The 20,692-nt window shown below is 44.3% G+C and carries 21 protein-coding genes and 1 tRNA gene; 16 read left to right on the top strand and 6 right to left on the bottom strand.

Annotation, left to right across the window (positions count from 1 at the left end):
* Nucleotides 1-45: 45 nt before the first annotated feature.
* Genes GBV73_RS04945 through GBV73_RS04930 form a run of 4 tightly spaced genes read left to right on the top strand, consistent with a single transcriptional unit; the run spans nucleotide 46 to nucleotide 2,620 of the window.
* Nucleotides 46-1,005 carry an SPASM domain-containing protein gene (locus GBV73_RS04945; RefSeq protein ID WP_152879747.1) on the top strand — a complete coding sequence of 320 codons (960 nt, stop codon included), beginning with the start codon at nucleotides 46-48 and terminating at the stop codon, nucleotides 1,003-1,005.
* A gap of 15 nt (nucleotides 1,006-1,020) precedes the next feature.
* Complete coding sequence (locus GBV73_RS04940; protein ID WP_152879763.1) at nucleotides 1,021-1,509, top strand: adenosine-specific kinase; 489 nt, start codon at nucleotides 1,021-1,023, stop codon at nucleotides 1,507-1,509.
* Nucleotides 1,510-1,553: 44 nt separating this feature from the next.
* Nucleotides 1,554-2,114, top strand: a complete 561-nt coding sequence (locus tag GBV73_RS04935) for an XTP/dITP diphosphatase (RefSeq protein ID WP_152879745.1) — start codon at nucleotides 1,554-1,556, stop codon at nucleotides 2,112-2,114.
* Nucleotides 2,115-2,167: 53 nt separating this feature from the next.
* A complete protein-coding gene (locus GBV73_RS04930; protein ID WP_152879743.1) occupies nucleotides 2,168-2,620 on the top strand; it encodes an Lrp/AsnC family transcriptional regulator in 453 nt (150 codons plus the stop codon).
* 143 nt (nucleotides 2,621-2,763) lie between these two features.
* Here the strand turns inward: GBV73_RS04930 and GBV73_RS04925 are convergent.
* Nucleotides 2,764-2,903: transfer RNA gene (locus tag GBV73_RS04925), tRNA-Trp, on the bottom strand.
* 295 nt (nucleotides 2,904-3,198) lie between these two features.
* Between GBV73_RS04925 and GBV73_RS04920 the strand changes: the two genes are divergently transcribed.
* The 8 genes from GBV73_RS04920 to GBV73_RS04885 are packed head-to-tail and all read left to right on the top strand — an operon-like array spanning nucleotide 3,199 to nucleotide 11,437.
* Nucleotides 3,199-3,888, top strand: coding sequence for an FmdE family protein (locus GBV73_RS04920; RefSeq protein WP_042697850.1), 690 nt, complete (start codon nucleotides 3,199-3,201; stop codon nucleotides 3,886-3,888).
* Between the two features lie 4 nt (nucleotides 3,889-3,892).
* Nucleotides 3,893-4,342, top strand: coding sequence for a tRNA (N6-threonylcarbamoyladenosine(37)-N6)-methyltransferase TrmO (gene tsaA, locus GBV73_RS04915; protein WP_042697852.1), 450 nt, complete (start codon nucleotides 3,893-3,895; stop codon nucleotides 4,340-4,342).
* A complete protein-coding gene (locus GBV73_RS04910; protein ID WP_152879741.1) occupies nucleotides 4,332-5,438 on the top strand; it encodes an iron ABC transporter substrate-binding protein in 1,107 nt (368 codons plus the stop codon). Before tsaA ends, GBV73_RS04910 begins: the two co-directional genes overlap by 11 nt.
* Nucleotides 5,439-5,444: 6 nt before the next feature.
* The gene (locus GBV73_RS04905; RefSeq protein ID WP_152879739.1) at nucleotides 5,445-6,479 is read left to right on the top strand and encodes an iron ABC transporter permease; all 1,035 of its coding nucleotides are present in this window, start codon (nucleotides 5,445-5,447) and stop codon (nucleotides 6,477-6,479) included.
* Complete coding sequence (locus tag GBV73_RS04900; RefSeq protein ID WP_152879737.1) at nucleotides 6,476-7,231, top strand: ABC transporter ATP-binding protein; 756 nt, start codon at nucleotides 6,476-6,478, stop codon at nucleotides 7,229-7,231. The genes GBV73_RS04905 and GBV73_RS04900 overlap by 4 nt, the downstream gene beginning before the upstream one ends.
* A 53-nt stretch (nucleotides 7,232-7,284) precedes the next feature.
* Entirely contained in the window at nucleotides 7,285-8,541 is a 1,257-nt protein-coding gene (locus tag GBV73_RS04895; RefSeq protein WP_152879735.1) for a radical SAM protein, read from the top strand.
* A 46-nt stretch (nucleotides 8,542-8,587) separates the two neighbouring features.
* Nucleotides 8,588-9,181 (top strand): hypothetical protein, encoded by a 594-nt coding sequence (locus tag GBV73_RS04890; protein ID WP_152879733.1) that lies wholly within the window; start codon nucleotides 8,588-8,590, stop codon nucleotides 9,179-9,181.
* A 48-nt stretch (nucleotides 9,182-9,229) separates the two neighbouring features.
* The gene (locus tag GBV73_RS04885) at nucleotides 9,230-11,437 is read left to right on the top strand and encodes an alpha-amylase family glycosyl hydrolase (RefSeq protein WP_371717014.1); all 2,208 of its coding nucleotides are present in this window, start codon (nucleotides 9,230-9,232) and stop codon (nucleotides 11,435-11,437) included.
* Between the two features lie 13 nt (nucleotides 11,438-11,450).
* Here GBV73_RS04885 and wecB read toward each other — a convergent pair whose 3' ends face one another.
* Together wecB and GBV73_RS04875 are read right to left on the bottom strand one after the other, a co-directional pair.
* Nucleotides 11,451-12,584: a non-hydrolyzing UDP-N-acetylglucosamine 2-epimerase gene (gene wecB / locus GBV73_RS04880; RefSeq protein ID WP_152879731.1), complete on the bottom strand. Its 1,134-nt coding sequence runs from the start codon at nucleotides 12,582-12,584 to the stop codon at nucleotides 11,451-11,453.
* Nucleotides 12,581-13,867 (bottom strand): UDP-N-acetyl-D-mannosamine dehydrogenase, encoded by a 1,287-nt coding sequence (locus GBV73_RS04875; RefSeq protein ID WP_152879729.1) that lies wholly within the window; start codon nucleotides 13,865-13,867, stop codon nucleotides 12,581-12,583. Before GBV73_RS04875 ends, wecB begins: the two co-directional genes overlap by 4 nt.
* A 297-nt stretch (nucleotides 13,868-14,164) precedes the next feature.
* Here GBV73_RS04875 and GBV73_RS04870 point away from each other — a divergent pair, with 297 nt between their 5' ends.
* On the top strand, nucleotides 14,165-15,250 hold the full coding sequence (locus GBV73_RS04870; RefSeq protein ID WP_371717013.1) for a DUF354 domain-containing protein: 1,086 nt from the start codon (nucleotides 14,165-14,167) through the stop codon (nucleotides 15,248-15,250).
* Between the two features lie 32 nt (nucleotides 15,251-15,282).
* Here the strand turns inward: GBV73_RS04870 and GBV73_RS04865 are convergent, their stop codons facing one another.
* Complete coding sequence (locus tag GBV73_RS04865; RefSeq protein WP_042697879.1) at nucleotides 15,283-15,840, bottom strand: stage II sporulation protein M; 558 nt, start codon at nucleotides 15,838-15,840, stop codon at nucleotides 15,283-15,285.
* Nucleotides 15,830-16,117, bottom strand: a complete 288-nt coding sequence (locus GBV73_RS04860; RefSeq protein WP_042697882.1) for a lipoate protein ligase C-terminal domain-containing protein — start codon at nucleotides 16,115-16,117, stop codon at nucleotides 15,830-15,832. The genes GBV73_RS04865 and GBV73_RS04860 overlap by 11 nt, the downstream gene beginning before the upstream one ends.
* 70 nt (nucleotides 16,118-16,187) lie before the next feature.
* Here GBV73_RS04860 and GBV73_RS04855 point away from each other — a divergent pair, with 70 nt between their 5' ends.
* Both GBV73_RS04855 and GBV73_RS04850 read left to right on the top strand, forming a co-directional pair.
* A complete protein-coding gene (locus GBV73_RS04855; RefSeq protein WP_371717015.1) occupies nucleotides 16,188-18,122 on the top strand; it encodes an arginine--tRNA ligase in 1,935 nt (644 codons plus the stop codon).
* 64 nt (nucleotides 18,123-18,186) lie between these two features.
* The gene (locus GBV73_RS04850; RefSeq protein ID WP_042697886.1) at nucleotides 18,187-19,074 is read left to right on the top strand and encodes a dihydrodipicolinate synthase family protein; all 888 of its coding nucleotides are present in this window, start codon (nucleotides 18,187-18,189) and stop codon (nucleotides 19,072-19,074) included.
* On the opposite strand, the gene prf1 is transcribed toward GBV73_RS04850, so the two are convergent.
* Nucleotides 19,054-20,301 (bottom strand): peptide chain release factor aRF-1, encoded by a 1,248-nt coding sequence (gene prf1, locus GBV73_RS04845; protein ID WP_042697889.1) that lies wholly within the window; start codon nucleotides 20,299-20,301, stop codon nucleotides 19,054-19,056. The two genes, GBV73_RS04850 and prf1, sit on opposite strands and share 21 nt — an antisense overlap.
* Before the next feature lie 83 nt (nucleotides 20,302-20,384).
* Here prf1 and GBV73_RS04840 point away from each other — a divergent pair.
* A partial coding sequence (locus tag GBV73_RS04840; protein WP_152878644.1) for a hypothetical protein occupies nucleotides 20,385-20,692 on the top strand: 308 nt, incomplete at its 3' end.

The following is a 20,692-nucleotide window of genomic DNA, read 5'->3' as shown; positions in this document are numbered from 1 at the left end:
AGTAAAATTGATAAAGCTTCTTATGGTGTAGTTAATGGTGATTAAATGGAGGTTAGTGGTAACGATGGGGCCTTTAATAAGGCTCGAAACATCGTTACATTCGCAAAACCTCCATGGGTGGAAAGAGAGCACAGTGGAAAGCTAGAAAGACTTATACTGCAACTTGGCTCAGGAAAGGGAGTGTTTTCAGAAGTTGAAGGGATACCCCGCTCAATCGGGTGCATTGGCAACAACAGATTTATTCTCCGGGATACTCCTATGGAACTCGATCTGATAGAGAGTGTAATAAGGGAGTTCGCAATGATTTCTGGCAGAGACCTGTACCTAACAAATTATGATGAATTATCCATCCTAGAAGAAGTTTCGCACTTTTCCGTGACACTCCCAATTGAAAACGTCTATCCCGTTGTTAGAATTGAAGACTTCAAGAAGGCATCTTTTTCCACAGATGTTAAGCCTATTGTAGAAGTTCGATATTCTAGAAGAAATATGGAAAGGCTTCAAGACATAGAGGGAGCCCACGCAATTCTTCTTATGATCAAAGGAGAGGAAATTTGGAGTATTAAAAATTTCTCGTTCCCGTGTGAGGTTTATATTGACGTTCTCTTTCCGGGCTCACTGAGAAAGGTAGATTTTGATTTAATGGAGGCTAAGAGAATATTTAAGGCACACATGACGTTTCATCCATGTTTAAGCGGCACGCTGGCTATAACCCCAGAAGGCTTTGCCCTCCCTTGTCCCCTTTTGCGGAATTTTATAGTAGGAAACGTGAAAGAGCTAAACCTAAAGCAAATACTCAGAAAGCGCAGATTGAAAAAGTTCTGGAAACTGAAAAAGGAAGATATAGATGGATGCAAACTTTGTCCATTTAACTCTACATGTCATGATTGCAGAGCACTGGAATACTACGCTTCCGGCGATATAATGGGGCTGGAATACTGCCCGTTAGACCATCCCTCGAGACATAACGTCCAAAAAGGTTTTATGTACAAAAAATTAATTTAATGAATGGTGATGAGAATGGTTAAGATAGAAGTTGTTGAAGTAGAAAAACCAGAAGGAGTAGAGTGCATCATTGGTCAGGGAAACTTCTCAATCTTCACCGTTGATGACTTGGCTAGGGCTCTTCTCACAGCGGTTCCGGGAATAAAGTTCGGGATTGCTATGAACGAGGCGAAGCCACAGCTTACCAGATACACCGGAAACGATAAAGAACTAGAAGAATTGGCCGCAAAGAACGCTCTAAAGATTGGAGCAGGCCATGTTTTTGTGATACTCATGAAAAACGCCTTCCCAATAAACGTGCTCAACACAGTAAAGAACCACCCAGCAGTGGCTATGGTATATGGCGCCAGTGAGAACCCCATGCAAGTCATAGTAGCCGAAACAGATCTTGGACGCTCTGTACTCGGAATAGTAGATGGAAAAGCAGCAACCAGAATTGAAACCGACGAACAGAAGAAGGAGAGAAGAGAGCTTGTTGAAAGAATTGGCTACATTATAGACTAAACTTTTTTAATCTTTTCTTCACTTCTGTTCTTTAGGTGAAAACAATGAGGCTAGTGTTTGTAACGTCTAACAGGGGAAAATTAGAGGAGGCTAGAAAGTATCTATCGCCTTTGGGCATAGAAGTCGTGCAGAAAAGCATAAGCTACCCCGAGATACAGGCAAACACTCTCGAAGAGGTTGTTGCCTTTGGAGTAAGCTGGCTAAGGGATCACATAACAGGGCCGTTTTTTATAGATGACTCGGGGCTTTTTGTTGAGGGCTTAAATGGGTTCCCCGGAGTCTATTCCGCTTACGTTTACAAAACCTTAGGAAACGAAGGGATTCTCAAGCTCATGGAAGGAGTTGAGGATAGGAGGGCATACTTCAAAAGCGTTATAGGGTATTACGACGGGGAGCTCCACATATTTACCGGCGTTGTGCATGGAAAAATAATCAACGAGAAACGCGGTGGTAAGGGATTTGGGTTCGACCCAATATTCATGCCGGAAGGCTATGACAAGACGTTTGCCGAGATGGAAATAGAGGAAAAAAACAAAATCTCCCACAGAGGACTAGCCCTAAAGGAGTTTACACTATGGCTAAAAGAAAATCTTAAAAAGGATTGAACGACAATAAAGACAAATGTTTATTGAAAATCTGGCGATTATGGGGGATTTGTATGGACGAGATAATAGACACACTTGATTTAAGACTGCTTAAAGAGCTTAAGGAGAATTCGAGGGAGAATATAGCCAGTTTAAGTAAAAAGCTGGGCATTCCAAGGACAACTGTCCACTATAGAATAAAGAAGCTCGTAAATGAGGGTGTCATAGAAAAATTCACCATCAAACCCAACTACAAGAAGCTAAATTTGGGGACTACAGCGTTCATTCTCGCAAGGTATGAGCCCGGTTCAGGGCTAACACAGAGGGAAGTCGCTAAAAAAATAGCTCAAATTGAAGAGGTTTATGAGGTCCACATAATTGCCGGAGAATGGGACCTTCTGATAAAGGCAAGAGCCTCTTCGGCTGAAGACATAGGAAGAGTTGTAATCGATAAACTTAGAGAGATAAAGGGTGTCGGGCAGACCGTGACCATGGTTTCCTTTGTTACCGTGAAAGAAGAACTCTAGTGCGGGCGATGATTAGCGTTCTCCTTTCTGATTTTTTAATGATGAAGTAGCAAGAAATGAGCCTGCAAACAAAAAATCTTTTATTTTTATCAATTTTTCTCAGTTCTCAGATTGTTCTACGGCTAAACAGAAACAGAGAAAATTGGTGGGGGCGCGGGGATTTGAACCCCGGTCCGCGGGTTTCTCCGGGTCAGAGCTCCAAAGGCTCATCCCCAATCAGCAAACCCGCTCGTCTTCACACCTCTGGAGCCCGCGATGATGGACCAGGCTACACCACGCCCCCGTCAATAACACTAAAGCCAACACCAATTTATAAACTTTACTTTTTTCTTCTGAAAGTATCACCCTTAGAGCGGGGGGAGACCAGATAACAATAAAAACCAACAACTTTGAAAGAACTTCCAGAGAACGCTTGTGAGTTTTAGAACTCTCTCCGGGAAAATACATGCTGCCCAAGCCCTACTAGTTTTTTATGGATGGGATTATCACCGCTACGGGTAACGCAAACTTTTGGTTGGTAACACTAGTATTAAGAAAATCATTTAAAATATGTTACTCCACTGCAGATAGGTGACACAATGTCCATCCTTAACAAGCTTGTAAGTGAGAGAAAAGCAGAAGACATACTCGAATATGCAAGGGAATTTCATGGGCATGTCTGTCCCTATCTAGCTCTTGGGATAAGAGCATCGCTAATTGCAATGGACGAACTGGGAGTCGGAAGACTTGACTACTCGGAGAGTGTAGATGAGAGCATTTTGGCAATAGTCGAGGTTAACAGTTGCTTTACCGATGGTGTTCAGGTAACCACCGGATGCACACTTGGAAATAATTCCCTAATTTACTTAGATATCGGCAAAAATGCGTTAACTCTTGTTAAACGTTCAACATGGGAAGGAGTTAGGGTTTATATAGATGCCGAAAGACTTGAGAAATACTATCCTCCCGGAGCAAAAGAGCTTTTCAACAAAGTTATAAGAGAAAGAAAAGGGACAGCAGAAGAAAGAAAGCAGCTTAAAGAGCTTTGGGAAAAGGCTGCAAAGAATATGCTCCATATCCCCCGAGAGGAATTTAAAATAGAGCACGTTAATGTACCCCCAATTGAACAGGCTCCCATTTTTGACAGTATCCGCTGCTCAAAGTGTGGAGAACTCACAATGTCGAGAAGAGTGGTTTATGTCGATGGAAGGCCCTTCTGCCTAAGGTGTGCCGAAAAAGAGTACTATGCCGTAGTTGGAAGGGGCATAGTCAGAATTAAGGGGAGGTAAGCAAATGCAGTTTTACATCAGTCCAATAGGGATAATAAAATCCCCGTACAAAAGCAAAGCAGAATGTCCCACTCAGGGGAAGTTTTCAAAAGAAGTATTCACAATAGAAATTTTTCAAGAATTTGAAGAAGGACTGAGAGACATCGAGACCTGCACACATTTAATAATCCTCTACTGGCTTGATAAAGCTAGGAGAGACGTATTAATAGCGATACCTCCACATGATAGAAGAGAACACGGCGTTTTTGCTACACGCTCTCCACACAGACCAAATCCCATAGGCTTTGCAGTTGTAGAGCTCATAGAAAGAAAAGGTAGGAAACTAATAGTGAGGGGGTTAGATGCCATTGACGAAACACCTGTTATTGACATTAAACCTTATTCTTCAGACCTAGACTGCGTGGAAAACGCAAAAATTGGGTGGTTCGAGGAGGGAAAAAAGAATGAAAGCTAAGGTACTTATTCCACTCATAGTTTCGCTTTTACTGGTATCTGGATGTTTGCAGAGTGCGTCAGTTAAAGGAACAGAAACAGTGACTGTAAAAGACCTCGCTGGAAGAGATGTCGAAGTCCCAGGGAACGTTAAACGAGTAGTTGCAGCCGGTCCCGGAGCTTTGAGGATCGTCGTGTATTTAAACGCCAGCGACAAAGTGGTAGGAGTTGAAGACTTCGAAAGGCTCCGCGAGTATGGAAGGCCCTACATTCTGGCACACCCAGAACTTAAAGAGCTTCCAAGTATTGGACCCGGCGGCCCGGGAAAGCTCCCCAACTTAGAGGCACTGCTTAAACTGAAGCCGGATGTAATTTTCATGACTTATGTGGACGCCAAGACAGCCCAAGACATTCAAGAGAAGACCGGAATCCCCGTTGTTGTGCTCAGCTACGGAGAACTGGCAACATTTGAAGATGAAGAGCTCTTTAAGTCTTTAGAGCTCGCAGGCAAAATCCTTGGAAAAGAAAAAAGAGCTCAAGAGGTTATCAACTTCATTAAGTCCCTCCAAGAGGACTTATCAAAACGTACAGAAAATGCCAGCAGTCCAAGCGTTTACGTTGGAGGGGTTGGATACAAAGGAACACATGGAATTGAGAGCACTATTGCCAAATACCCGCCTTTTGTAGTGCTTCATGCCAAGAACGTTGCCGACGAGCTCGGAGAGGGACACAAATTCATTGACAAAGAGAAGCTCTTAGAGTGGGATCCAGAATACATATTCATCGATGAGGGCGGGCTGAGTATAATCCTCGACGACTACAAGAAAAATTCAGAGTTCTATGAGTCGCTAAAGGCCGCGAAAAACAAGAACGTCTATGGAATTTTACCCTACAACTACTACGCAACAAACATAGGGACTGCCCTCGCAGACGCGTACTTCATTGGAAAAGTCCTTTATCCAGAGAGCTTTAAAGATGTAGACCCCATAGATAAGGCAAACGAAATATACGAGTTCCTAGTGGGCAAACCAGTATACGAAATACTTGCCGAGCAGTTTGGAGGGTTTGGAAAGATTGACATCTCAAGCGGAAGTATTGAAGCTTTATCATCCCAGTGAGGCCCTATGGAGTACAGAGAGTATACTGCAAAAAGAGTTTTAGCCGGGATTGTTCTCCTTCTTCTTTTGCTTATAGTTAGCATATATGCCATTTCACACGGTGGATATGAGCTTTCGGCTCAAGAGATTTACCGGGCAATGGTCGGAAAGGGGGACGAAAAAGCGTATCTAGTGGTCTGGAACATCAGGCTTCCAAGAGTCATTGCAGGAATCCTCGTAGGCGCTTCTTTAGCAGTTTCGGGGGCAGTAATGCAGGGAGTACTTAGAAACCCCCTTGCAAGCCCCTTTACTATGGGAGTTTCACACGGAGCAATGTTTGGGGCATCTTTGGCAATTATCCTGGGAGCCGGATACTCGGAAAGCTCGGGAAGAGTTATTTTAACCAGCCCATACACTATAGTACTATTTGCCTTTCTGGGGGCCATAAGTGCTACCCTTATAATTTTATTCCTAGCAAAGCTAAGAGGTCTCAGTCCAGAAGCCATTATACTTGCTGGAGTCGCAATGAGCGCCCTTTTTACGGCCTTAACAACCCTTGTCCAATACCTCGCAGACGAGCTCCAGCTGGCAGCGATGGTGTACTGGAGCTTTGGGGATATTGGAAGAGCAACATGGAGAGAAAACACAATACTTGTGGGGGTTTTTGCCATTGTTTTTGGATATTTTATTCTAAGATCTTGGGACTTAAACGCAGCCGTCATGGGAGATGATGTAGCGAAATCTGTAGGAATTGAGATTGAGAAAGTACGGCTAACGCTAACCTTCCTCGCAACTCTGGCAACAGCAACGAGTGTCGCATTTGTAGGAGTTATAGGATTTGTAGGTCTAATAGCTCCCCATATGGTCAGACTTTTATTTGGGGAAGACTATAGATTCCTCATTCCACTCTCCTGCCTGTTAGGCGGACTACTACTTCTTACAGCAGATACGCTCGCACGGCTGACATTTTCACCAATGACTCTTCCTGTGGGTGTTGTAACATCATTTCTTGGTGCCCCAATGTTTATATATCTCCTCATACGGATGGAGGGGGCCAGATGAAAGTTATAAGAGTTGAGAACCTTAAATTTGCATATAATGGTCTAAATGTCTTAGAGAACGTATCCTTAGAAATTGAACGTGGAGAGTTCGTGGCAGTATTAGGCCCAAACGGAGCTGGAAAGAGCACTCTGCTAAAATGCATTGCTGGACTTCTCAGGTGTGAAGGTATTGAGATTTTAGGGAAGCCCCTTGAGCACTATTCCCGAAGAGACCTCGCAAGGATAATAGGATGCGTACCACAAAGCGTAAATCCCGGGTTTATGAGAGTCTTTGACATTGTTCTTTTAGGTAGAAAACCATATATGGGTTTTAAACCCTCTGGAAAGGACATCAAAATCGTCAATGAGACCCTCAAGAAACTCGGTATTCAGCACCTTGCTTTAAAGCCTGCCAACAGGCTTAGTGGGGGAGAGCTGCAAAAGGTAAGCATTGCCAGAGCTCTAGCCCAAGAACCGGAGATACTACTAATGGACGAGCCAACAAACAATCTTGATCCAAAGAGCCAGCTTGAAGTCATGAAGATAGCCAAAGAATTCGCAAAAGCGGGCAAAGTCTCGATAGCGGTTATGCATGACGTCAACCTAGCTCTACGCTTTGCCGACAGGTTTATCTTTATGAGAAACGGCAAAATAATAGCAGATGGAAAAGAGGAAATCTTAAAACCCGAAATTTTTGAAAAGGTTTATGAAATCAAAGGATTCGTCGGCAAGCTCTCCGGAATCCCCGTATTTATAGCCGACCCACGGAGTTGAAATCCCACAAAAGAAATCCAAAATCTTAAAAGACCATACAGTTAAGGGCAAACATGATGAAAATAAAGCTTCCAAATTCATATTTCGAAGAAGCCGAAGAGAGCATAAGGTTAATCTGGAGAAACACCCTCTACGCTGATTTTGAGAAATCTCTCCTTGAGAAAGCCATTAAAAGGAAATTCAGAGTAAAACCTGAGATTCATGTTGAAGATGGTTACCTTATGGTGAATATTGAAAACGAAGAGATTGAGAAGTTTCTCGCATTCTTTATCCAGAGCCACCTTGGGGAATTTTTAAGGAGCAGATACACGAAAAGGAAAGTCCTATACGTCCACGAGGGGATGGAAGTTCCTCTTCTGGGATACAACGGGTTTGGTTTAATCGACAGGGGCACAAATCTAATCCAAGTAAGGGGTTCGACTGGATGTAATGTCTCGTGCATCTTCTGCTCCGTTGATGAGGGGCCCTATTCCAGAACAAGGCTCCTTGATTACGTTGTCGATGTTGACTATCTGGTGAAATGGTTCGATGAAGTTGCCAGATTCAAGGGCAAAGGGCTCGAAGCCCACTTAGACGGGCAGGGAGAACCCCTGCTCTATCCATTCATTGTAGAACTCGTCCAGGGGCTAAGAGAAAACCCAAACGTCAGCGTAATCTCGATGCAGAGTAATGGAATACTGCTGAACGATAAGCTCATTGAGGAGCTTGCAGAGGCAGGGCTTGATAGGGTAAACCTCTCAATTCACTCCCTCGACTCCGAAAAGGCAAAAATGTTAATGGGGATGAAAGACTACGACCTCAACCATGTTTTGGAGATGGCCGAGGCACTTGTAAATGCCGGAATTGACGTTCTTCTGGCCCCGGTAATAATCTTTGGAATAAACGACAATGAAGCTGAAGCTTTTATAGAGTTTGCAAGAAAAATCGGTGCCGGAAAAAGGTGGCCCGCTCTAGGCTTCCAGAACTACGTCCCCTATAAGTTTGGGAGGCATCCCACTGTGAAGTTTTTGCCATTTAAAGAGTTTTATGACTGGCTGAGAGCCCTTGAAGAAAAAACCGGAATGAAACCCCTCGTCTTAAGACCAGAGCACTTCGGAATGCACAAGAGAAAGTTCATTCCTCTGCAGTTCCGTGTTGGAGAAGTCGTCAAGGTAAAAATAGTCCTTCCGGGAAGAATCGAAGGGGAGATGCTTGGAACCGCGAGGAACAGGTTGATAGAGATCATAAACACGAACGCAAAAGTCGGCGATGAGATTAAGGTCAAAATCGTGAGGACAAGACATGGAATCTATGTTGCAACTCCGGTTTAGAAAAGTTTATTAACTTTCTTTTGGATAAAAATACTGAGGGAGTTAAATGAAACGTTCACACATTGCTTTAATTCTCGTGCTTGCAGTGGTCACAGCTTTTATTTTTGGAGATTTTGTATTCATCAGCTCCAGATCAGATATTAATGCCTCAACTGGAGTAGGACGAGCATGTGGAAATGTAACTATCAACGAAGGCTTTTGCATTTACCCGAATTCAGATTTCGGAAGGATTATGGCAGACGAACTACAAGCCCGAGGAGAAGAAGTCGTGATACTCGAATCCCCCACAAAATGTGAGGGGCAGTTCCTGGCGGTTTGGGTGGAAGAAATGAACGTTATGTATTCTCCGTTTTTCTCACGAGGCAGTATAAAAGCGCGCTTTATATACTCCAACGTTGGTGACCCAGCCCATTATCTAAGGTATGAAAACGCCACAGATAAGGAGAAGGAGTTTATCAAATTCATAGTAAACAAATCTGAAGTTGGGGCTTCCGGAGAAATAATTTTAATTGACCGCTCCAAGGGAGTAATGAGCCTCAAAGGGTACAAGAGATATCTTCTAAAGCGGGCGGCAATTGCCATAGTCAGCGAATTGCAAAAAATTGATCTGGATAATACAAAATGTCCAAATTCCTCTTAATTCACCACTTAGCGAAATCCTAATATATCCGCGAGATAATCACCACTGGTGATACATAGAATGAAAAGGTGGACTTCTGTAGGAATTGTATTAGTTTTCATAATAGGAATAATAGCCTCAGGATGTCTTCAGCAAATCAAAAGCCAAGGTACCGAACAGACTTTAACCCTTCCAGAAGATAACTACAAAACGCTTTACCTCAACGAAAAAGTAAAAGGCACCTGCCCTACTGGAAAAGTCCCCGTAACTTTCACGTATAACCCACAAGGAAAAAACGTCACTTCTGTTAGCTTGCGTGGGAGTTTCAATAACTGGAAAGAACTGCCAATGGAGAATGAAAATGGGGTATGGAAAAAAACTGTTTGCCTGGAGCCAGGTCAATATGAATACAAGTTCTTCATAAACGGCGAATGGGTAAAGGATATGTCTACAGTTGATCCAACAGCCGATAGCTATATTGATGACGGCTTCGGAGGCAAAAATGCAGTAAAAATAGTGGAAGGAGAACTTGAGTTAACTATAGAACACGATCCCGAAAATCCCGCTTATCTATCCATTGCAGATAATAGAACGGTTATCCGGTTTAAAACAAGACCCAATCAAATAAAATCAGCTTTTCTGGTGAGTTCTGAGGGAGAGCACGAAATGGAGCGCCAGCTATGGTGGGGTTCCGGGGAAGTATGGAGGGTGGAACTCCAAGAAGTAACTCCAATAAAGTACTATTTCAAACTTGAGACGAATGATGGGGAACTTTTAATCCTCAACACATCCAAAAATCCGTTCTTTTACTTTGACGGCGTGGATAGATTCCCTCAGGTTCAATGGGTAAGTAAAGGAATAGGGTATCAAATCTTCCCGGATCGCTTTAACAATGGTGACTCCAGTAACGATCCCCTAGCGCTTCAAACGGACGAGCTCTGGTTTAATGAAGTAACGGATAAAAAGCCAGTTCTCTCCAACTGGAGCGACCCGATAACGGGATTACATTGCTGCCACCAGTATTATGGTGGTGATATCAAGGGAATAATTGAGAAGCTCGATTATCTCCAAGAGCTTGGTGTAACTTTAATATATCTAAATCCCATCTTCCTAGCCGGGAGCGCTCATGGTTATGACACTTATGACTATTACAGACTCGACCCTCAATTTGGAACGGAGGAGGACTTAAAAACCCTGCTTGAAGAGGCTCACAAAAGAGGTATCCGGGTTATCTTTGACTTTGTACCAAACCACAGCGGGATTGGGCACTGGGCCTTTTTGGATGTTGCTTCCAGAGGAAAAGAAAGTCCCTACTGGAACTGGTATTTCATAAAAAGGTGGCCCTTCAATCTCGGTGATGGAAACGCCTATCTCGGCTGGTGGGGCATTGGAAGTCTTCCAAAGCTCAACACTGTAAATCCCGAGGTAAAGGAGTACTTAATAGGGGCGGCTCTGTACTGGCTGGATTTTGGCTTTGATGGCTTAAGAATAGACGCGCCAACTGAACTTATAAACAGCAAAGAGTTCTTTTCCGAGTTAAGGAAAGCCGTTAAGGAAAAGTATCCCGATGCATATATAGTTGGGGAAATCTGGCAGCTATCCCCGGAATGGGTTCAGGGAGATGCTTTTGACTCCCTTATGAACTACGCCCTCGGGAGGGACATTCTCCTAGCTTACGCTAAAGGACAGTGGAACGGAGAGAGAACCCTTGAGCTCTTGGGAAGATACTACGCAAGCTATGGAGAAAATGTCGTTGCAATGGGTTTCAATCTTGTTAGCTCCCACGATACCTCAAGAGTCCTCACTGACTTAGGCGGCGGGAACTTGGGCGATACTCCCAAGCCTGAGGCTATTCAAAGACTAAAGCTCCTTTCAACGCTCCTCTATACACTTCCGGGAATGCCTGTAACTTTTCAGGGAGACGAACGAGGTCTTCTTGGAAATAAGGAGCACTTCGATTCACAGAGGTACCCTATACAATGGGATACCGTAAATGAAGAAGTTTTGAACCACTACAAAAGCCTTGCAGATTTGAGAAAAAGCGTTCCGGCATTAACAAGCAGCAAAATAAAGCTATACACTGCAAAAGAAGGAGTGATAGCATTTTTCAGAGGGCATGAGGACGAAGTTCTCGTAATTGCAAACAATGCACTAAAAAGTACGACTATCTCCCTTCCTTCAGGTAAATGGAAAGAGATCTTCCCAAGTGGAGACAAAATATATGAAAAAGAGCTAACAGTTCCAGCTCTGGGAGTCCTTGCGCTTGTGAGGGGCTAAGCCCTTTTCTTTTTTAAATGAACCTCGAGCTCTTTACCTTTAGCTCTCCCCTCTCGTAAAGGTCCATGAGTATCTCGACAATTCTTTCTCCAGCCTTCCCGTCTCCAAATGGATTCTTGGCACTTGCCATCCTGCCGTAGAATTCTTCATCGTTTAGGAGCTTATCGACATAACAAAGAACTCTGTCCTTCTCAAGACCAACCAGAACGTTTCCTCCGGCTTTTATTGTCTCCGGCCTCTCCGTATTATAGCGGAGGGTTAGGCATGGGACGTTGAGGATTATGCTCTCCTCCTGAACTCCACCGGAATCTGTTAAAACGAACTTAGCATTCTTCTGCAGCTTTAAAAAGTCAAGGTAGCCAAGAGGCTTTGTGAGGACTACGTGTTCTTTTGCTTCCAGCCTCTCCCATAAGCCAAAGGACTTCAGCCTTTTTTCAGTCCTTGGATGAACGGGATAAACTACAGGTATCGGTAAAGACTCTATTATTTCCACGAGCTTTTTGAGGTTCTCTTTGCTATCGGTATTCTCAGCTCTATGGGCTGTCAAAAGGGCGTATTCTTTTGGTTCTAGTCCAAGAGTTTCTAAAATTCTGCTTTTCCTTTCGGCTATCTCCGAGTTCTGAAGGACTGCATCCACTATCGTGTTTCCAACCACGTAAACTCCTTCAACAATCCCTTCCCTCTCAAGGTTCTTCTTTGCGTCCTCCGTCGGAGCAAAGAGAATCTCACTCGCATGGTCAGCCAGAATTCTGTTTATTTCCTCCGGCATAGTTCTATCAAAGCTCCTTAAGCCAGCTTCAACGTGTGCAACGGGAATTCTAAGCTTAACACTCGCCAGAGCCCCCGCTAGAACAGTATTTGTATCGCCCTGAACCAAAGTAACATCTGGCTTCTCTTCCATGAGAACCTCCTCTATCTTTATCATTGCAATTCCAGTTTGATAAGCCTGAGTCCCGGAGCCCACTTCAAGGTGATAGTCGATTTTATGCAGCTCCAGCTCCTCCAGAAAAATCTTGCTCATCTCGTAGTCATAGTGCTGGCCCGTGTGGATTATTAGCGGCTCAATGCCCTTCCTTTCGAATGCCCTTATTACGGGTGCAAGCTTTATTATTTCCGGCCTTGTGCCAAAGACGAAAGCCGGCTTCAATACTCGCCCCTCCCGATCCCCTTGAATATAAATCCTTTCGGAGGCTCTTTTATGACATGTCTTCCGTCTATGAGTATTTTATTTCTCATAAGGCCTCCGATGGATTGCCAGTCCAGGTTCTTAAACTCTGAATGGTCTGTTGCTATAACAACAGCATCCGCTCCTTTCAAAGCTGCTTCAAGGCTTTCGTGGGTCCCCCTAACGTAGGGGTCATAGGTTCTTACTTCCTTAACGACATCTTTTATTTCCTCGATGAACTTGATAGCGGGAGAATTCCTGGTGTCATCGGAATTGCCCTTGTAAGACAGCCCCAAGACCGTCACTACAGCTTCCTCCGGTGGAAAGTTAATGGTCTTCAGAGAGCTCATGAGGAGATCTTTTGCAAAGAGCGGCATGTCTTCATTAATTTCTCTTGCTTTCCTTATCAGTCCAAAGTCTTCTTTTGCAGAACTGAGGAGCAAATATGGGTCTTTTGGCAAACAATGGCCCCCAACACCGATTCCCGGGATATGGATTTTAACCCTCGGGTGAGTGTTGGCGAGCTCTATTGCCTCAAAGACGTTAATCCCATACTGATGAGCAAGGAAAGCGAACTCATTAGCCAAAGCTATGTTTACATCCCTGAAGGTGTTCTCCATCAGCTTTACCATCTCACTTGTGGTCGAGTTTGTTTTGAAGATTTGGCCCCTTACAAACGTCCTGTAGAGAAGCTCAGCAAGTTCAGAGCTCTCTTCGTTTATGCCACCAACTATTCTGGAGTTATAGATGAGCTCCTTGAATATTCTGCCGGGCATGACCCTTTCGGGGGCATGAACCATATAGAAATCCTCCCCGGCTTTGAAACCACTCAACTCCTCTATGAGCTCTGCCATCTTTAGAGTCGTCATGGGAGGAACGGTACTTTCTATAATCACGAGAGAACCCCTCTTTATGGCTTCAGCAGTGGTTCTAACGGCACTTTCAAGGTAGCTCAAGTCGGGAGTTTTATCCTCCTTTAGGGGGGTCTGAACGCAGATTATGTAGACATCCTTACCTTTTATTTCTTTTTTATCAGAAGTGGCCTTCAAATTTCCGTTTTCAAGCGCTTTCCTTAGCATTTCCTCTATTTCCGGTTCAATTATGTGAGAATTCCCAGAGTTTACTTTTTTTACGACCTCTTCCCTTATTTCATACCCTATCACTTTAAATCCGGCATTAGCGAACATAATAGCCGTGGGAAGACCGATATAACCCAAACCTATAACCACAATTTCTGCACTCCTGTCCATTATCTTTTCTCTCATGTATTCTCACCAAGAAGAAAGATTGAGCACCAAAATTTAAGGTTTTTCTACGAAACAATTTCAAGTGGTAATCCAAGAAGATTTCCCAGCAAGCTCAAGAAAATTTTCATAAACTACGTTTATCCTAGCATCTTTACATGATTACTCCAATATAAAACCTTTTCTCATGAACAGAAATCGTAATAAACGATTAACAAAATAAAGAGTTTTTGAGTAACTTGAAAAATAAAGGCAGGAAAACCGTTTTACGGAAACCCTTTTAATGGACAAAGCTGTCCATAATAATGGGTGAAATCCGTGAAGATATGGGTAGATATTGTCAATGCACCTCATGCTCACTTCTTCAAGGGTATAATCAGGGAGCTTGAAAAAAGAGGACATGAAGTTTTGGTTACCACAAGGGAATTTGACGGCCTAACTGGAATCTTGGATATGTTGGGAATAGACTATTACGTTGTGGGAAAGCACGGAGGAGCAACACTTGAGGGAAAGCTTCTCGCAAGCTCCGAGAGAATGTACCTGCTCAGCAGGCTCATAATTGAGGAGAAGCCTGATATGGCACTTTACAAGCACTCCGCAGAGGCTCCACGTGTCGCCTTTGGCCTTCAGATACCATCTATAGGCTTCGTGGACAACGAAACGGCCATTGGTCAAAACAAGCTTATTCTCCCCTATACAAAGCGGCTTTTATTCCCAAAGGCGATAGACGCATATGAACTTCTCAAGTGCGGTGCCGATCCCAACGGAATGAGGCCTATAAACGGCTTCTCGGAGCTGGCCCATCTTTACGGATTCATACCCAGCAAAAAGCCCCTAAAGGAGCTGGGGTTACATTCACACAGCTACATTGTAATGCGGACGGAGCCCATAAAGGCCAACTACTTCAACGGGGATGCTGAGAAGAGTGTTCTTGAAAACATAATTCCCTTACTTCCAGACATCCCAATAGTGTTATTCCCAAGAACAGAAAGTCAAAAGAAGCGCTTCGAGCACTTTGAAAACGTCATAATCCCGGAACACGTTACGGACAGCTTGTCTCTCCTCTACTATGCAAAGCTAATGATAGGCGCTGGAGGGACAATGAACAGGGAGGCCCTAGCTCTAGGAACTCCAACCATTTCAACTTACCCGGGTAAGCTCTTAGCCGTCACGAAATGGCTTATAGGCCTTGGTATTAAGTTCCACTCCACGGACCCACTCGAAGTTTCTGAAAAAGCCTGGGAACTCATGAGAAAGAACGGAACCTTTAGAAAGCATATACGAAGCATCATTGGCTCCATGGAGAACCCGATAGATATCTTCCTGAAGGAAATTGAACTTTATGAGGAATACGGTACCTTCCCTGTTCAGGAAATTGCCGCAGAAAGTGTGGACAAAAAATGAAAGCCAATGCTATTTCAAGCTGTTTTTCTTTTTTAAACACTTGAGGCAACGACTGGAGTAATGTATGCCTCAACAAAAGCTGCCACCAAGAGCATCACAATTGCCAATGCGAGCATTCTCATAGACTTCTTGAATCCCCTAAAAAATCGCTCTCCAATAGTCCCCTCTCCGCCGATTATCTCTAGATACCAATCTATTCCGCCCATTCCTGCAACTGCAAAAGCCGGGATTTCTATTACTCCATGGGGGACAATAGCAAGAAGGATTCTCGCCAAGCTTTCTCCCTGCGCGTTTAAGTACCGGACAACTAGTCCCACTATAAAGCCGTTAAAGAACAGTATTCCCGCTGGGACTACGCCAAAAAGAACCCCACCGAGAGCACATATCACGGCAACCCTTGAGTTGTTAAGGAAAATAAATGTAAAAAGGCTGAATCTGTCTGTATTTTCTCCTATGGTTCCTCCAAAAAACTGCCTAAGGTTTGAGAACAGAGCCTCCGCAGAACCAGGGCTTAACACAGAAAACATTACACCAAAAAGAACCCCCGCAAGAAAAACCCCAAGAAAGGCATAGAAAACTTTAGTTCTCATTTTCACCACGCAGGGCATTTTTGAGGGCAATTTTAAAGTCCTCAACGTTTATATAAGGCATCTCAATGTCCAGCCTCACTGCGAAGAAGTCCTCTATCTCTCTCTCAAGCTCCTCAAGATTTTTCCCTTTTAAAGTGCTCTCAAGTTCGCTGACTGCTTCTTCAGGATAGATGAAAAAGTCCCCGGTAATCTTTACATCCTTTGCAATGCCATTTTCTTCTTCAATCTCAAACCTTATAAGGCCCTTTTTGGCTTTGTGTTCGCCTATCCTTTTCATGCCCACCACAAACAAATTTAAAGCGGGTAGTTTTTAAAGGTTTATGAAAAATGAGGGACAGGTGGTGAATGTGGCTTACGATGATGTCAAAAGAGAGATCAAGGGGATAATAGAAGAGGTCATCTCTGAAATGCTGGAAAAAGAGGGCAAAAGCTGGGAAGGAGAGGTTTTATTTGATGAAACGCCCAGTATGGAGCTCGGCGATTTTGCCACTACTGTTGCCTTTCAGCTCGCAAAGGTGTTTAGAAAAGCTCCGAGAATGATAGCCCAGGAAATCCTCTCAGGCTTGGAAGGAAAGCTACCGGAATATATTTCAAGGGTGGAGGTTGCAGGAGCAGGATACATAAACTTCTTCCTGGACTATGAGAAATTTGGCAGGATTGTCACAAGAGAGATATTAGAAAAAGGCGACCAGTTTGGAGAAAGTGACTTAGGGAACGGAAAGAAGGTCATTGTCGAGCACACCTCTGTAAACCCAACAAAACCCCTCCACATGGGGCACGCGAGAAACTCGATTCTCGGCGATACAATGGCAAGGATAATGAGAAAACTTGGCTACAATGTGGAAGTTCAGAACTATATAGATGATTTGGGGGCTCAATTTGCTCAGGTTCTGTGGGGCTACCTAAACCTGAAAGACGAATTTGAGAGAATCATTAGAGAACTCGAGAAGAGAGGGCTCTCTAAGAAGGATATAATCGACCACGCTCTGGGTCTGCTCTATGTTGAGGTTCATAAGAGAATGGAAGAAGACCCAGAGGTAGAGAGACAGATAAGAGAGCTCATGAAGAAGCTGGAAGAAGGGGACAACGAGATAGCTGAAGAGGGTAGAAAGTTAGCCGAGAAAGTTGTCAAAGCACAGATGGAAACTACATACAGAATGAACATATTCTACGACCTGCTCAGCTGGGAAAGCGACATAGTGAGGAGCGGGATATTCGAAGAGGCCTACGCAATGATGGAAAAGAACGAGCACTTCGAATGGGCAAAAGAAGGCAAATACAAGGGAGCATTCATAATGAAGCTTGGAGACATCTTCCCGGACCTTGAAAACCCAGATATTGTGCTTATACGAAGCGACGGAACGGCAACTTACACTGGAAAGGACATAGCATATCACTTGTGGAAGTTCGGCAAGGTTAAAGCGGACATGCGCTACAAGCTCTGGGATAGAAAAGAAGACCACGAAACATGGACGACCGCAAAAGACGGGGAAGAAATGCCGGAAAGGTTTGCAAACGCAGACATAGTGATAAACGTCGTCGGCTCGGAGCAGAGATACGAGCAGAAAGCAGTTGCCTATGCCCTCAAGCTCCTTGGCTATGAAGATGCATACAATAACTTCTATCACTTAGCCTACGAACACGTTGTAAGGCCTGAAGGGAAGTTCAGCGGAAGAAAGGGAACCTGGATAGGCTTTACCGTGGATGAAGTTCTTGATGAGGCTGTAAAAAGGGCTAAAGAGCTCGTAGAAGAGAAGAACCCGGGATTAAGCGAGGAGGAGAAGGAGAGAATAGCCGAGATAGTCGGAGTAGGCGCAGTAAGGTACAACATGATAAAATATTCGCCGGAAAAGATAATCACGTTCAGATGGGAGGATGTGCTGAACTTTGAAGGTGAAAGCGCCCCATACATCCAGTACGCCCACGCGAGGTGCTGTTCCATACTTAAGAAGGCCCAAGAAGAAGGAACAAGCATCGAGAGCAAAGAGCTCTTAAGCAGGGCAGACTTCTCAAACCTTGACCTGAAAGAAAAAGAGCTCATAAAGACCCTTTCAAAATTCCCGGAGGTCATAAAAATAGCTGGAAGAGACGTTAAGCCCAATACAATAGCGACCTATGCAAACGAGGTAGCGATGGTCTTCAACAGGTTCTACATGGCATTGCCGGTTCTGAAGGCAGAAGAAGGAGTAAAGGAGAGAAGACTGCTTCTGGTTATGGCAACGAGACAAGTCCTAAAGAACGCTCTGAACTTAATGGGAATCGAAGCCCCAGAAGTCATGTGAGGCCCTTTTCTTTTTTTCACAAACCTTAAGTAGACCAAGCGCTTATTTCTTTCTTGGTGATTTAATGAGAGGAGTAATAGTCCCCCTCGTAACCCCCTTCAACGAAGACTATTCTATAGACCTCCAAGCACTGGAAGAGCACATAAACTATCTCCAAAGAGCCGGAGTCAACGGAATTTTTATCAATGCAACAACTGGCGAATTCACGAGCCTCAGCTTTGAGGAAAAGAAGCTTCTTGCGGAGAAGGGCCGAGAGATGGTTACCTCTACGTTCTATCTGGTGGGAACGGCTTCAACGAACACATTTGAGGTTCTTGAGCTAACCAAACATGCTCAGGACATTGGAGCAGATTATGCAGTCATAGCACCTCCTTACTACTGTCCCCTGAGTGAGGAAGCCCTTTTCAACCACTACTCCATGATAGCGGAGAAAACGGACATTCCGATAATCATCTACAACATCCCGAGCTGTGCAAACCCCCTAAGCGCCCCGCTCATAAAAAAGCTGGCTTTGGAATATTCAAACATATCTGGAATAAAGGAAACCATAGACAGCGTAAACCATGTTAGAGACGTTATATTTGAGGTCAAAGGCGAAAGAAAGGACTTTAAGGTTTTCACGGGCTTAGACCAGCACTTCCTCAACACGCTCCTCCTTGGAGGCGACGGAGGGATAATGGCCTGCGCAAACTTTGCCCCAGAGCTTCATATTGCCCTATACAGGGCTTTTGAAGAGAAAAACTTCGAAAAGGCTATGGAGTATGCCAGAAAGCTTGCCAGACTCTCAAAGGTTTACGACCTCGCATCCTCCTTCGGCTCTGCGATAAAGATAGCCATGGGCATAAGAGGTTTCTCAATAAAGCCCATCCTAAGACCACCCTACACGATGGACGGAGAAGATGTTAGAGAAAAGATAAAAGAACTCCTGTCCTCACTGGAGCTTGTACCTTAAAATTGCTCCAAGCCCTCCAAATGCCCTGTAGAACTGCTGACCTTCCTCGGTGTCGAGGGAAATCACTTCAACTTCAGCCCCGCTCTCCTCTGCCATTTTTATTAACTCCTCTGCAACATCCCACTTCTCAAAGCTTATGTTCTGGCTTCCGCACTTTGGACAGGTTCTGAGGTTTTTCCTGTAAACCTCGTACTCGCTTTCGGTCATGGTTTTAAGCTCTTCCCAGCCGCAGTGGTTGCACTTAGCCCTAACGCGAACTCTATCGTAGCCCTCGCTTATCAGAAGAGTATCGACCGCCCCAAGCTCAAGGGCTTTTCTCACTTCCTTTTCTCCATATGTTATCAAGCCCGTATCTTTGACCAAGTGTCTGAAGAACTCCTGCACGAGCTTTCTCTCTCTAATTGCCTCGTGCTCCTTCAGTATGTCGCTTGCCTTTTCAACGAGCTCTCTCAATCCGTATTCGCCGTGATAGCTTATGTCCACTACTCCTATGATCTTCTTCTTGAGCTCGTGGTGGAGGTAATCGCCTTCAACGAATTCCTCCTTTGTAGGCCCAGGACCCCCTATAATAATTCCCTTCAGCTCACCCTTTTCAAGGAGGGGCAGAAATGCCTCGTTGGCATGCTGCCCAATTCTCTTCATGAACTCATGGGTCTCTTGCTCTCTAATTCTCTCGTAACGCCTAGCCGACTGACCTCCAGCCCTCGTCTTTCCGGGGACGTTGGATGTAAGCTCATCAATGACCTCTATCTTCTTACCCCTGAGAACCCCTATTGTTGCTTCGTTCTTTTCGACCGTTATTAAACCATAGGCGTCTTTTACTCGAAGCATCTCTTCGAGGGGCTCGGTTACAAAAGTTTGGTCACATCGATAGAGCCTGACGTTAAGCGGTTCAGGTGGGATTATGGCAAAAAGCTGTATGTCTGTAACACCTTCCTGTTCGCTGACGTTTCCCACAAATAAGGCCAGGCCATTCTCTGGTGTTTGCTTGTAAAGCTTGAGGTGCTGCATTGCCCTCTCCAATGCACCAAGGACGTTCTTTCGGGTTGTTTTTGACTTAATGTTCTGGGCTGTACCGTACTCTTCCCTAAGCTGCTGCATAACCTTGTTTATGTCATAGCCTGCAGGAATGTAGAGTGAAACAAGCTCAGTCCCTCGACCTCGAATCTTTTTCAGCTCTTCAACCTTCTTTTTGAGCTCGTACATCTCAGCAGATTTGTGAGACATGAACATCACCTCTAATAACTTATTTTCTCTCTCCCAACCACTTTTAAAAATTCGACTTTATAAAGGTTTGGAAAAAGCTGGGCGTGTTTATAGTAACCTTTATTAGGGTTTTTGCTGAATTCTTTCAGGTGGTTGTCGTGATCCCCAGATGGGATCACAGACTCAAAGACCCTGAAAGCGTGGCATTCGCAATTCTTGACGTTTTAGCAGACTTCGAATCAGAAGGAAAGCTGAAGAACCTGCCAAAATCCAAAAAATTTCCAGTAAAAACAATACTGGCAATACTCCTCTTTAAACAATACTACAACCTACCCCTCAGAGACGCCCAGCACTACGGCAGAAAATTCTTCGGAGCAAACATTCACTACTCAACCCTCCACAACTGGGAGAA

Source organism: Thermococcus sp. 101 C5 (genome assembly GCF_009372125.1).
GTDB classification, from domain to species: Archaea; Methanobacteriota_B; Thermococci; order Thermococcales; family Thermococcaceae; genus Thermococcus_A; species Thermococcus_A bergensis.
The sequence above is the reverse complement of the archived record's forward strand: the minus strand, read 5'-3'. Positions and strand labels throughout refer to the sequence as shown.